Source organism: Mesonia mobilis DSM 19841 (assembly GCF_000423405.1).
Taxonomy (GTDB): domain Bacteria; phylum Bacteroidota; class Bacteroidia; order Flavobacteriales; family Flavobacteriaceae; genus Mesonia; species Mesonia mobilis.
On sequence record NZ_AUHX01000007.1, the window covers coordinates 73,124 to 86,998 of the forward strand.

A 13,875-nucleotide genomic window follows, 5' to 3' on the forward strand; every position below is an offset into this window, starting at 1 on the left:
GATAATTAAAGAAATTATAAAATATATATTTCTTAAAAAGTTTAGGAATTAATCTTCATCTAACACTTCTAACTCAACAAGGTCGATTTTTGTATTAGAAACTTCAATTATTGTGACTTTAAAATTCTCGATATGAACGGTTCCGCCTTGTTCGGGAATTTCTTCTGTGTGGTTCACGATCCAACCGCCAAGGGTTTCGTAATTCTCTCCTTCAGGAATGTTTAATTTGAAGTTTTCGTTGACATAATCTACTTCTAAACGTGCAGAAAATTTGTAGCGATTCTCGGCTAGCTCTTCTTCTATAAGTACAACAGGATCATGTTCATCTTCAATCTCCCCAAAAAGCTCTTCAACAATATCTTCAACAGTCATCATACCGCTTGTACCGCCGTATTCATCGATAACAACTGCTATGCTTTTTCGTTTTTTGATTAGAATATTAAGGACATCTTTAACCAACATCGTTTCTGGGACGTAAACCACCGGCATCAAAATAGATTCTAAATCTTTTGGCTTCTTAAACAACTCGAAGCTATGAATATAGCCCACCATATCGTCGTTAGATTCTTTGTAAACCAATACTTTTGAAAGTCCGGTTTCTGTAAAGATCTGGATAAGGTTTTTTGGTGATTCTGAAATATCTACGGAAATAATTTCGTTACGCGGGATCATGACTTCACGCGATTTTACTTCAGAAAATTCTAAGGCATTTTTAAAGATTTGAATTTCAGAATCTATCTCATCGTCTTCTTCAACGGTTTCCATTTGTTCTGAGATGTAATTACCTAATTCAACTTTACTAAAGGCTAATTGCACTTCATCTCCATCAATTTTAAAAAATAACTTGAGCACTAAATCTGAGATCCAAATAACGAAAGCTGAAATAAAAGTGAAGATCACATAAAAGAAATATGCCGGAAGTGCAAAAAACTTCAACAGCGAATTTGCATAAATCTGGAAGAATACTTTTGGCAAAAATTCTGCCGTAAAAAGAATAACGATGGTTGAAATAAGCGTCTGACTAAAAATTTGTCCGTCGGCAATCCAATAATTAAGAAATCCGTTTTCAAAAGGACCTAATTGCGTAAGCCAATTAACCAACAAATCGCCCATATAAAACCCATAAATTACTAGCGCAATATTATTACCTACCAACATTGTGGCGATAAATTTTGAAGGTTTTCTGGTTAATCTTTCTAAGATTTTAGCCAAAAAATCACCTTGCTTCTTCTCGATCTCAATATGTATTTTATTGGAAGAAACATACGCTATCTCCATACCTGAAAAGAAAGCAGATAAAATAAGAGAAGCGATAATGATAATAATTTCGGTATGCATTAGCGTTGATTACGTTCTTCGATCTTCCTCCTAAACCTTCGTTTAAAGAAAAACATAAATACTGCAACGGCTCCTAAAAAAATACACAGATAAGCACGATCTACAGATTCACTCCATACGCGGTAAGCTTCAAAAAAGAAAAGCACGGCAAACACCAAATATGCGTATTCAAAATATTTAAAATACTTCATTATTGTTCAGATTCATCTAAGTATTGCACGCCAATATTAGAGCGTGAAATGAATTTATCAAAATTTTCGTTAGCATCAAAACCTTCACCATCATTTAATGCTCCATTATTCATTTGAATATTATATTTTTTATCGGTAAAAACCCAACTTCTGGCTTGATCCCAATATAATTGTTGAGCGTTTAAAATAGTGGTGTCGCTCGTTACTACTTTTACATTCCCTCGCAAATCGATAAGGTCTGTTTGGTTGTAAACTATGCCATAATCGGCAACGATAGTCGTTTTTTCTTGTTTTTCATTAAAAAAATCGACCTCAACTCCGTCTGGAAATTCACGATAAGCAAACTGTTGATTCGTAAAATCTAACATTTTAGGACTTCGTAAATTCGCTTTTACTTTTCCGCTGTCGGTATAAAACAAATTGACACCTTCACCAATAGTAAGTGGCTCAACTCTATTACCGTCAAACTTTCTCGCTTCGTTTAAACCGTTTTGACATGAAAAAAGCATTGTCGCAAAAAGAATCGCGACAATGCCTCTTAATATATACTTATATGTTAACCACATAAATTATTTACTATAGTGCAGGAACTCTAACACTTTCTCCTACCCAACATCCAAAACTAATATTGTCACCAGTTTTATAGTCTGAAGTAAAGATATCTTGTTTCTGCGGAGCAGTACCTCTATACGATGCAGCTGTTTGACTAGCATTAGATTTTAAAGAAGGATCTACTTTACCAGCTCTATCTGCATATTCTGCAGCTAACCAATAAACTGCTCTTTTCTCGAAAGAAGTTTCACCACAGTTATTTGCGCTAGCAGCATACATTTGAGCAATCTTTAAGTAAGCGATACCCAATGATGGTTGAAATTTAAGCGCTTTTCTGTAAAAGCTTCTTGCTTGAGACAAACTTCCTTTTGATTTATATTTATTAGCAATCGCATAATATACTTTTGCTTTTGCTAAAGGCTCTTCTTCTAACTCTGCAGATTGGTTATAATATTCTAATGCTTTTGCATTATTACCATCTTTATCTGCTAACTGACCTAAATAATAAGCTGTTTTAGCTGAAGGTTCTGCTTCGTGTAAAGCTTCTACTAACTGAAAGAATAAAGGATCGTCACAATCTTTAGCAGAAAGTCTTCTCGCTGCTTTACGTAACCATTCTGTATCTGTTTTCTTTTCTTCAAAATCTTTTTTATAAAGCGGAATTAAGTTATCACAGTCTGCTTTTTCACCTAGCATAGAGTTAATAGAACCCTTAATTTTCATAAAGTTAGTTAGGTAAATATCAGAGTTACTCAATATTCTTTTCTCATTAGAATTTAATTCTTCTCCCGCTTCTTGCTTCGCCATTAAAGGTTCTGCTTGTTCTGCACGAATAATCTCTTGACGTTCGATTTTCTGAATTAATTCATCATACTTAGTAAAAACTTCTTGAAGATCTTTTTTACCAGCTTCTTGTAATTTAACGATTAAGTTAAAGTAAGAATAAAGCGCTTTTGGACTATTAAAAGACTCCCGATCTAACTCCCAAGCTTTATCAAATGCATTATATTGCTCTTCTAAAGAACCTAAACCATTATCAAATTTTACCTGAGCAATATCTGCATAAGTCTCACCTTTCTGAGTTTTATCAGGGAAATTTTCTAATCTTAATTCATAATTTTTAATTAATGCTTCTGCATATTCTTTTTTCTTCGCAGCATCACCTTCAGCATCTTTAATTAATTGCTTAAACATACGCTCACCATATTGGTATAACGCTAAGTTTATCTTAGGGCAATTCTCTGCTAAAGTATTATAATGAGGTAATGCAGACTTATAATCTTTAATTTTTGCACTTTGCGAATAAAGACTTAAGGTTGTATTACAATCTACCTCTTGAGCATTTGCTGTACCGAAGCTAAAAAATACTGCGGCTAATAAAGCTAACAATTTGGTTTTCATAGTTGATTATATATGTAAAAATTAATTAAACTTTCTTTGTTGGAACCATCTATCGTTTAATGAAAGACTTAGAAACACGCTAAAGAAGTTTTCTTCTACTAAGCCGGCGCTGGTGGTTCCTCTTCTTCCAAACTCAACACCAAGGTTTGCATTAGTTAGTAATCTTCCTGCGGGTAAACCTACACCAAAAGATATGCCAAACTCATCGATATCTTCTCCGTTAATGTTTAAGCCCGAGTCTCCAAACCTTGCCCCAGCTCTATAAACCACACGTTTAAAGTAGCTTGTCACATCATTATAATCTGGAATAAAATATCCACCTACACGATAAGTTGTTGCATCGGTATATTCAACATTATTTAACTCGAAAGATCTATTTGTATATTCACTTGAGCTTAAGCGTTGATATTCTGCACCCACAAACCATTCTCTAGGCTTACCAATACCGGCACCAAAACGAACTTCTGAAGGCAAACTCATTTCATCATCTATAACGTCTATTTCCCGAGCGTCTGAAACCAATTCACTCTCATTATAACGTACTAAAGTGGCTAATTCTCTAAAGTTTTCAGACTTCAAATCTGTTGTTGGAGTGAAAGACGCAGAAGCTGTTAATTGTAATTTTTTCGTAACCATTTGCTCGTATTGAGCTGCGAATTTCATTTTAAAACCACTTAAATCTGACCTGTTGATTTCTCGAGTTCCAAATTGAATATCGTTTTGAAAGTTAATGCTTCTATTCTGGATATTACCAAAATTATAACTCCCCTCAACACCTAATCTTAAATTTTCTGTCAATTGATAACCCGCCGCTAAGAAAAGTTTATTTAAACCTCCTCTACCAGAAAATTCACTTGTCCCAAGCTCATCCACATTTCTTAACTGATAACCTACCGAAGTAAAAGGAACAATCCCTAAACCGAAACCTAACTTACCTGTCGGTATTCCGATTGCTAAGTAATCGATATTGGTATTCGACAGATCATCTTCTGTATCGTTTGAAGATATTGTTGTTTCTGAATGAGAAACTCCGATAGTATATGTGGTTAAGCGTAAAGCTCCGTAACCAGCAGGGTTCTGAAGGTTAACATGAATACTATCTGAAGCTATACTCAAACCTCCCATAGATCTATTTTCTGTAGTTCCCTTAAATTTCTGAACCCCGATACCAAAGAATGAATAGGGAGAAGAAGTAATTTCTTGCGCACTTAAAGTGACTGTAAAAAATAAAATCGCTACTGTAACTAACTGTTTAATCATTAACTTTTATTAAATTCTAAAATTTGATTCAAACCTTCAAGTAAGAAATTTGAGGGGGCAAATATGCTATTTTTTACGTTCTTAGACAAAATTTGACGATCCCCACCGGTTAAAATAACTGTTAAATCTTGAAAATTATTTTTATATTCTGAAATAAAACCATCTATTTCTAAAGCTGTTGCTTTTACAACTCCAATTTTTAAGCATTGTTGCGTATTCTTTCCTAAAATACTTTTTTCTTCTTCAACAACCTCGACCAAAGGCAACTTTGCCGTAAATTCATGCATAGCGCGAGCACGCATAGTTAATCCCGGAGAAATAACACCTCCTAAATATTCGTTATCGCTATTTATAAAATCATAGGTTATACAAGTTCCCGCATCGACGACCAATACATTTTTATTTTTATATTGATGTGCCGCATTTGCGATTAATGCAATACGATCGATCCCTAAAGTGTTTTTAGATAAATACCTATTTTTAAAAAAGACCGGTGTTGAAGACAGAAGTTGCAAAAATTTAGTTTTTGACTTAAGTAATTCTTCCCAACTTTTTGGATGTTTTTGAACACTCGATAGAATTGAAAAGCTAATTTTCGGATATTTTTCGAAAAAAAAATAAATTTTTTCAGAAAAGATTTCCTTTTCAAAAGCATCTTTCTCAACAAGTATATCATTTTGAAATACAGCGAGTTTAACTAATGTATTCCCAGCATCAACAATTAGATTCATTTGATAAATTTAGATTACAAACATACAAAAAACAGAAATTTTTCAATTTTTTGTTGTGCAATAGTAAAAATGAATATATATTTGCAACCGCTTAACGCACTGGTGCCTTAGCTCAGTTGGTAGAGCAAAGGACTGAAAATCCTTGTGTCCCTGGTTCGATTCCTGGAGGCACCACCTTTTAAAACGAAAACCCTTGAAAATCAGTATGATATTCAGGGGTTTTTTATTTCACTGTGTTTATTACTGTGTTTTTTTTATTAAAAAAAATAAGGAGCGAAATGCTCCTTAAATAAATTACAGTAACTTTTTAATATCACTTTTTCGATAACGTTTCCTATTACCTAACCTGGCATGGACACAAATAGTCCCTTCGGCTTCATACTTTATTAATGTTGTTGGTGATTTGATATTCAATAACTCCATTACCTGCCGACTATTTAATAGACTTTCCATTATAAAATAATCTCATTAATCGCTCTCTTTATCTCATCATTCGTCACCCTGACATAACATGGTGATGAGCCCTATATAAGATAGTTTAATTTACAGTCCGAGTAGCTAAAACTATACTTATCTTACATATACTAACCTACTACATTAATTTAAATCAAACAAGACCATCACCAGATTATTAAAGTAATAAGGGGGAGTCCCCCCTCCGTTACCCCTCTTATACCCCCTCCCTATGTATACACTCAATAATCGAGATGGCATTGCTTTCTAAATTTTTTTCAAATTTTTTTAAATAATCAAAAAAATAGAACCTGCAAATCTTTTCACCATTTGCAAAATCAATTTTGAAATCACATTCAAAAAATAAATTAAAATATTAGGTGCTGTTTTTCAGTGTTTTAATAAATAATTTAAAAATAAATATGACTTTTTATCTGCACGTGCATATATATTATTGAGGGTTTAAAAACAATAATAACCCTTGACCCTTTTATGTATTTGATTAAATACATGATTAATAAAATAGATTTAATATTATATATACATGATACCTGAACTTAAATACCATGAGCATTTAGCAATATTCAACAAGAAGCATAAAGTACAAGATTATTATACTACCAGTGAAGTCATAAAAATAACAGGTATAAGTGAACGAACACTAAGAAGTAGATTATCTAAGCTAAAAATTAAATATCAGAATCAAAAAAAATTTCTCTATAAAGAAAACAACAAATGGCACATAAGTAAACTTATAGTTGATGAGTTTTATAGCAGATATAAACCCCAAAAAGCTACTAGATACAATCAACGATGGGAGTCATTTATCACTTGGGTAATGAAGGATAATTATGATGATGATGCTCACCATTATTTAATTAATGAAGTAAAGAAAGCTTTCCCAAATCAACTAGAAAATGAATGGTGTTTCGTAATCGAAAAAACAAAAAGAGGGGTAAATCACGTTCATGGCCTTTCTAAATTAGACCATGAAACATTATTCCCTGTAATACATAAAATCATAAAAGATAGCGGTATAATCGAATCTGAATATGATGTCTTAGTGGGTGAAGTAGAGAACCGACACTGCGCTGAAAAGTATTTACGAAAGTAAAATATTGTACCAAATAGATTTTTGAATAACAGGGCATTACTATCTTATCTAAATAGGAATTTAAAAGAAAACAAGTGAATCTAAGGAAATTACTAGACCCGTCTTCAAACACTGGTTTAGAAATTTATAATTTTAAATCTAACATTTGATTGTCTAACTTCTTCCAGTTAGGTTGGTGTTTTGATAATTCAGCCCAGAAATCTTTTGAATGATTTTTAATTTTAGTGTGCGTAAGTTCATGAATAATTAAATAATCAATTAAAGACCAAGGTAGTTTAATAGCATCAATATTGATTATGATATTGTTATTTGCCGTACAGCTTCCCCAACGTTTTTCCATTTTTTGAAAGCGTAATTTGTTAAACTTAAGACCAGTTTCTTTAGACCGTTTATTTATTCGTGGTGTAATTTTTTCTTCAGCTTTGATTTTAAAAAAATCTTTTAACGCTATATGAATATCATCTTGCGAATATTTCTCAGGAACGGTAATTTTAAATTTTGATTCATTAAAATTTATACTGACAGAATTAATGGTGGCATCTTGAATTATTTGGGTATAATATCGACGACCTAAATATTGAATTCTTGAACCAGTTACAATATCACCTTCATCAATAGTTTCTACTAGGTTCAATTTATTGAGTATCCATTTGGCTTTTTTAAGAATCAATCGTTGCGATTTTTCAATAGAAACAGGTTTCCCTTTAAGCACTACACCATTACCTCGCTCTACCGTAATATAATGCGATTTAAGCCCATCTCTTTCTTGAATGGAGTAATCTATTGTTTTATTACCGTATAGGACTTTAGGCATCTTTATTTTTAATCAATATATCCAACAAATCTTTAGCTTTTTGCTTTGCTTCAACGTTCTCCAATTTACTTCTTAGGTAACGTTTTATTTTATTCTCAATATCTTTTTTAACCCTACTTTTATTAGACCACCCAACTATGCTTAATTCACCTGAAATAAGGTCATAGAGTGTATGTGTTGCATCTTCTGCTCCTTCAGCAAGGATAGCTTTCATTGAGTTGTAAACGGCTTTCTTTTGCTCTGTATTGAAGCCCTTGCTCTTACTTTCTTCTTGTTCTTCTACAATTTTATCAACCAAACCAGCATAAGCTAACAGCAACTGAGTTTCGGTAATGCGTTGCTCTTTTTTCTGCTTAAGCAATTCTTCTAAACGCTGCGCTAATGGCTTAAAAAAATCTGGGTTTTTATCTAAACCAACCTTAATGGTGTGCTTCAGGTTATTTCGCATTTTCAACTCTTTGGTTGATGGTGAAGCGTTCAACATTTCTTCTTTGAACTTTTCCCTATCAATAATTGATATGGGTTCTTCCAGTAAATTCTCCACACCTTCAGAACGCAAATGCTCATCAATCATTGTTTGTAGCATCTTACTTTCATCCTGACTTACTTTTAAATCTTCATCATCTGGATAGGCATTTCTGGCTCTTAGTTTGATTTCGTTATAGAGCTTGAAGTCATCTTCATACTTCATTGCCTTAGTGTTCGGCAATACAATGTGAATGGACTTATTGAATTCTTTTAGTAAGACCTTAAATTCATCTCGCTTATCCAAGGGTTCAATATACCGCAAAGCAGCATCTATATACTTTTCACGTTCGTATAATCTATCGATACGCATTGGTCTAAAGAACTCAACCAATTTATTGTGGTTTAATTGTAACCTTGGTAATTCTTCGGCTAGGTTCTTTAAGATATCATCTGGTCTTAAATCTCCACTAAAGATTTCCATTGCTTGAATTAGATAGGAAGAAATACCATTGTAATCCACAATATAACCCGCATCTTTTCCTTTGCGGGAACGGTTCACCCTTGCAATGGCTTGTAGTAAATTATGCTCCTTTAATGATTTATCCAGGTACAACACACTCGCAATTGGTGCATCGTACCCAGTTAATAGCATATCACTCACAATTAGAAACGCAGTGTTATCGTATTTTTTCTTGCCAGATTTTTCCTTTTCATCTTCATCCCCAAATGGAAGTTTATAATCTTCAGTTGCCGTTTTTACGTCTTCGGGTGGAGTTACCCAAATGGGTTTGGGATTATCAGGATTTTCTTTGTTATGTTCTACAGCGGTATAGTATTCTTTAGCTATTTCATCTGATTTGGCTGAACCCAAACTGATAATAACCTTAGATTTGAAATGATGAAAATCTTCATCCTGTAATTCTTTAAAAATCTTCTGATACTTTATAGCAGCTTCCCGTCCTGCTGTTACCAACATAGCTTTATGACCATCAGTATAAATTTTGTCACGATAATTGGTGATTATGTGCTTGGCCACATCCCGCATTCTACTATAGGATAACTGGTATTTTCTTAAAGCGGCACGTTTTAAAACATCCTTTTTTTCTTCAGAAGCATCTTTAAATTTCTCATCAAATTCTTTATCCAGTTCTTCTTTTTTAACATCTAGTTGGGCTATCCCTTCGTCATACAACAATTCTACGGTAGCTTTATCGGCAACCGATTCTTTAATGGTGTAAACATCAATGTAGTCACCACCATAAAATTCTCCCAGTGTACTCTTATCTTCTTTACTTATTGGTGTTCCCGTAAATGCTACAAACTTGGCGTGTGGCAATACCATACGCATAAATGCGGCAAGAAAACCATAATGACTCCTATGGGCTTCATCCACCAGAACATACAGGTTCTTTTTACTGGATAGATGAGCAAGGTCAATTTCTTCTCTTTCTGTAACTATCCATTTCCCTTTTTGGAGTTCTTTTGTGATTTTTAATAGCTTATTACGTTGGCTGTCTATGGTTTTTTCAACCCTAATATTATCGGTTTCCTCTACTTCGGTTTGGTCTTTATCGGTCTCTTGAAATTTCTGAAGTGTGGTGGTAATAATCTTACCATAATCATTACTTAGTAAGGTATCCAAATGAGCAACGGAAGATGCTTGGGTAACATTTTTAAACCCAACATTTTGGAATGTAGTGGTAATCTGCCTATCCAAATCCTTACGGTCGGTCATTACCATTACCGTTGGGTTATCAAACCCGAATTCTGGTGACATCAATTTCCTGGTTACATAGGCCATAGTAATTGATTTACCCGAACCTTGTGTGTGCCATACAACACCACCACGGTCTTCCTGTAGTCTTTGTATGGTTTTATTAGTTGCTCTTAATTGCTGATACCTTGGTAGCTTTTTTATTATTCGTCCGTTATCATTCTCAAAAATCACAAAATGGCGAATGATATCCAATAAACGCTCCTTACGGAAAATGGAATATAATAGAATATCCTGCCGACTTGGGTTATCTCCCAAAAAGCTCAGGTCTTCTTCCTTATGTGGTTTGTAAACGGAATAGAATTGTTTGGGTGCATTTACCGCACCATATTTACCACCAATTTGCCAGATACCCACCATTAACTGATTAAAGTGGAATAGCTTTTCTGAATTCTCCTGATAATGTTTTAAATCACCATAAGCAGTTTCCCAGGCATTTTGAGCTTTGGGTGATTTACACTCAATAGCGGCAAGTGGTAACCCATTTACATAAACCATAATATCTGGTTCTGAGTTCCACGACTTACCTTTAAATTTCATTTGGCTGATGGCCTGAAAATGGTTGTTTTTAAGATTATGGTAGTCTATGAAATGAACGGGGTGAAATTCTTCTTTACCATCTATTTTTTGCTTTAAACTAAGTTTACTCCCACGCAGGTAGTCCCAAATGTCCTGATTGATTTCTATTAAAGAAGTACCAGTAACGGAAGTAATGGTATGATAGGCTTTTTGTAGATTATTATCATTAATCCAGGGATTAATACGTTTAATTGCCGCTAATAATTCTTCTTTAAAAATAACTTCGGCATTATCTTTACGTTTATCCAGTTGGGTAGCTTTACCACTGGTATACCCCATACGTTCAAAAAGCTGTAAAGCTGGCAACTCACTATATTGGTATTCTGGTTGGGTAGTATCACTCATAGGTTTAGGCTTCATTTAGATTATTAACCCGAATTTTACCCGTAAGCAATTGTTGCATCAATCCTTTTTTAAGTTGTTGATAAGCTTGTTTTTTATCTTTTTGGGTTTGTAATTTTGTATCTACATTATTTAAAATTTCAGTGATTTCATTTTGCTCTTTCATTGACGGTAACTTAACCAAGCAATCCAGTACTTCACTTTTCTTTAAATTTGTTTGACCTACTCCATTGTCAAATGCAAGAAAATACCTATTTCTATTTATGGATAGATAGAGAAAGTAATTGTTCATCATATCTTTAGCTCTAATTAAACAGATGCGTTGATTTAATGTATACAAACCATTTTCATCCACCAAATAACATTTAGAAAGTGCCTTACCATTGGGTACATCACTCATTACCATTGTTATGTCTCCTTTATTTAATGGAGAAAGATTTTGATTTGATTTTTTAATCACTTTCCCATCTGAAGATATAAATTTCGAATTAACTACTATATATGCACCATTCTCATCAATAATTTTCTCGTGACCTTTTCCATTTCTAAAATCAGCAACTTCGCTAATCTTCTTCACTTCCCAACTTTTAGGGATTTCCCCAAGTGGTGAATCTTTAAACTCGGTATGACCAATACCCTTGGTAAGCAGGCGTTGCATTAAGCCTTTTTTGAGTTCTTCGGTAGCCGTAATTTGCTGGTCAATCACCGCTATTTTCTCATCTACCGTACTTAGGATATTGGCAATTTTTTGTTGTTCTGGAAGGGGTGGGAGTGGGAAGGGATATTTTCGTAATTGGTCTAAATCTACCCCTGTTTGCCCGCCACTTCTTTGAGATAAATTTTCAACAAATGCCCAGACATTATATTGTGTAATGAAATAATATAAATATTCCTTATTTAGTTCTTTCTCGTTAGGAATGGCTTTTAATAATGCTACATTATAAGCACCTTCAAGACCTCGAAAAATTTGAAATATAGGAGGACCATAACGCCCAATCATTATATCATCTTTATTACATTTTTTTCTTGCGAGTTTAGAAGGTATATAGGTTTTATATTTACTCGTCTTATAATCTCTAGTTTGAATAAGTCTAACATAACCATCTTCAGGTTCATAAATAAAAGTGCTTCTTGGAGGTTGTGCACCACCAGAAAATTTAACAATTTCTCCTAAGTTTCTATCTTCCCATCCTGTGGGCACTTCATTTCTCATACTCATATCCCCAACTCCTTTAAAAACCCACTTAGCTTGTGGTCAATTTCTGCTTCTTGTTGTTCTAAGTTGGCAATGGTTTGCTTTACCGCTACCATATCTACTTCAGGTTCAGGCTCACTTGTATCAACATATCGTGAAATGTTGAGGTTATGGTCGTTTTCTTTTATTTCATCAATAGCTACCACACGCATATATTTATCCACTTCAGTATAGCCATCATACGCCTCTACAATTTTCTGTACGTGGTCTTCTAGTAACTGGTTTTGGTTTTTTCCCTCTTTAAAATCGTTACTCGCATCAATAATCGTTACCTTATTTTTTTGCGCTTCGGTTTTGTTTTTATTGATAATCCAGATGGATGCAGGGATACCCGTGTTGTAAAACAATTTTGATGGTAAACCTACGATACCTTCGACTAAATCGGTTTGTAACAAAGCTTTACGTATTTTACCTTCGGTAGAACCTCTAAACAAAGTACCGTGTGGTAATACGACACCCGCTTTACCATCTTCTTTTAATACGGATATCATATGCTGTAAAAAAGCTAAATCGGCATAACCCCGTGGTGGGATACCATACTGAAAACGCCCATAAGGGTCGGTTACCTGTGTATTATATTTTGGGGTGACTTTTTTCTCTTTCCCGTTTTTATCGAGTTTAACTTCCACATTGGTTTCCGCAGGTGTCCACCATTCGCCTTGCGAAAATGGCGGGTTGGCAATCACCCTATCGAACAACATTAGTTCGTTGTTTTCAATATGTTTTGGTGACACAAGTGTATCTCCTTTCTGTAAATCGGCATCAGTAAAATTATGAAGTAGCATATTTAATTTACCAATTGCCCAAGTGCTTAAGTTCTTCTCTTGCCCGTATAAAGACACATTAATGTTTTTACCTATTTTGCCTTCAGGTTGTTCGGCGATGTAATTAGCAGCTTCAATCAACATCCCACCGCTACCCATTGTTGGGTCGTAGATACGTTGCTTGGGTTCAGGTTTTATGAGTTGGACGATAAGTTGAACCACACCACGTGGGGTATAAAATTCGCCTCCTTTTTTACCTGCATCATCAGCAAATTGTTTAATTAGATACTCATACGCATCACCCAAAATATGTGGAGAATCCAGGTCTGCATTACGCAGTGAATATTGATTAAAATGGCTTAACAAACGCTTGATGACATCATCGGAAAGCTTGTCTTTATCACCAAATTTGGTGGTGGTCAACACACCTTCTAAAGAGGTATTTTCCCGTTCTATGGCTGCGAAAGCTTTATCGAGTTCAACACCAATATTCTCAGTTACTTTGGTAAGGTAATCCCATCGGGCTTCAGGTGGAAAATTGAAGTAGGCATCATCTTCAGCTTCTTCACGGGTACTACCGTCTTCTTCCATTAAAAGTTCAACTTCTTCTTCAAAAGTGTCGTTGGTTCTTTTAAGAAACAGTAATCCGAAAATGTAATTTTTAAAATCTGATGAATCGATTGACCCTCGTAATATATTAGCCGATTCCCATAACCAGGATTCGAGTGTATCAAGTTTTAAGTTCATTTGATATATTGAATTAGTAATTTGTGTAGGGTAGCGGTAAATGTACTAAAATGTTGTGAGTTTGTTAACATCTGAGCAAGGTAAATTGCTAA

General features: G+C 34.2%; 12 protein-coding genes and 1 tRNA gene. 2 read left to right on the plus strand and 11 right to left on the minus strand.

Annotation, left to right across the window (positions count from 1 at the left end):
* Positions 1–48: 48 nt before the first annotated feature.
* From G551_RS0107455 to G551_RS0107480, 6 genes are read right to left on the minus strand one after another with little or no spacing between them, the layout of a single operon-like run.
* Complete coding sequence (locus G551_RS0107455) at positions 49–1,338, minus strand: hemolysin family protein (protein WP_027884977.1); 1,290 nt, start codon at positions 1,336–1,338, stop codon at positions 49–51.
* Complete coding sequence (locus G551_RS0107460) at positions 1,338–1,529, minus strand: hypothetical protein (protein ID WP_027884978.1); 192 nt, start codon at positions 1,527–1,529, stop codon at positions 1,338–1,340. The genes G551_RS0107455 and G551_RS0107460 overlap by 1 nt, the downstream gene beginning before the upstream one ends.
* Positions 1,529–2,095, minus strand: coding sequence for an LPS export ABC transporter periplasmic protein LptC (gene lptC / locus G551_RS0107465; protein WP_027884979.1), 567 nt, complete (start codon positions 2,093–2,095; stop codon positions 1,529–1,531). The genes G551_RS0107460 and lptC overlap by 1 nt, the downstream gene beginning before the upstream one ends.
* Before the next feature lie 10 nt (positions 2,096–2,105).
* Positions 2,106–3,482: a hypothetical protein gene (locus G551_RS0107470; RefSeq protein ID WP_027884980.1), complete on the minus strand. Its 1,377-nt coding sequence runs from the start codon at positions 3,480–3,482 to the stop codon at positions 2,106–2,108.
* 21 nt (positions 3,483–3,503) lie between these two features.
* Positions 3,504–4,742: a hypothetical protein gene (locus G551_RS0107475; protein WP_027884981.1), complete on the minus strand. Its 1,239-nt coding sequence runs from the start codon at positions 4,740–4,742 to the stop codon at positions 3,504–3,506.
* Entirely contained in the window at positions 4,742–5,473 is a 732-nt protein-coding gene (locus tag G551_RS0107480; protein WP_027884982.1) for a type III pantothenate kinase, read from the minus strand. Before G551_RS0107480 ends, G551_RS0107475 begins: the two co-directional genes overlap by 1 nt.
* Before the next feature lie 101 nt (positions 5,474–5,574).
* Here G551_RS0107480 and G551_RS0107485 point away from each other — a divergent pair.
* Positions 5,575–5,647, plus strand: a tRNA-Phe gene (locus tag G551_RS0107485).
* Between the two features lie 120 nt (positions 5,648–5,767).
* On the opposite strand, the gene G551_RS16945 is transcribed toward G551_RS0107485, so the two are convergent.
* On the minus strand, positions 5,768–5,926 hold the full coding sequence (locus G551_RS16945; RefSeq protein WP_373294446.1) for a helix-turn-helix domain-containing protein: 159 nt from the start codon (positions 5,924–5,926) through the stop codon (positions 5,768–5,770).
* Between the two features lie 544 nt (positions 5,927–6,470).
* Between G551_RS16945 and G551_RS0107490 the strand changes: the two genes are divergently transcribed.
* Positions 6,471–7,040 carry a hypothetical protein gene (locus tag G551_RS0107490; RefSeq protein WP_027884983.1) on the plus strand — a complete coding sequence of 190 codons (570 nt, stop codon included), beginning with the start codon at positions 6,471–6,473 and terminating at the stop codon, positions 7,038–7,040.
* 124 nt (positions 7,041–7,164) lie between these two features.
* On the opposite strand, the gene G551_RS0107495 is transcribed toward G551_RS0107490, so the two are convergent.
* Genes G551_RS0107495 through G551_RS0107515 form a run of 4 tightly spaced genes read right to left on the minus strand, consistent with a single transcriptional unit; the run spans position 7,165 to position 13,783 of the window.
* The gene (locus G551_RS0107495) at positions 7,165–7,854 is read right to left on the minus strand and encodes a M48 family metallopeptidase (RefSeq protein ID WP_027884984.1); all 690 of its coding nucleotides are present in this window, start codon (positions 7,852–7,854) and stop codon (positions 7,165–7,167) included.
* Positions 7,847–11,020 (minus strand): type I restriction endonuclease subunit R, encoded by a 3,174-nt coding sequence (locus G551_RS0107500; protein WP_027884985.1) that lies wholly within the window; start codon positions 11,018–11,020, stop codon positions 7,847–7,849. The genes G551_RS0107495 and G551_RS0107500 overlap by 8 nt, the downstream gene beginning before the upstream one ends.
* Before the next feature lie 4 nt (positions 11,021–11,024).
* On the minus strand, positions 11,025–12,236 hold the full coding sequence (locus G551_RS16215) for a restriction endonuclease subunit S (RefSeq protein ID WP_051191322.1): 1,212 nt from the start codon (positions 12,234–12,236) through the stop codon (positions 11,025–11,027).
* Positions 12,233–13,783, minus strand: coding sequence for a type I restriction-modification system subunit M (locus G551_RS0107515; protein ID WP_027884986.1), 1,551 nt, complete (start codon positions 13,781–13,783; stop codon positions 12,233–12,235). Before G551_RS0107515 ends, G551_RS16215 begins: the two co-directional genes overlap by 4 nt.
* Positions 13,784–13,875: the final 92 nt, after the last annotated feature.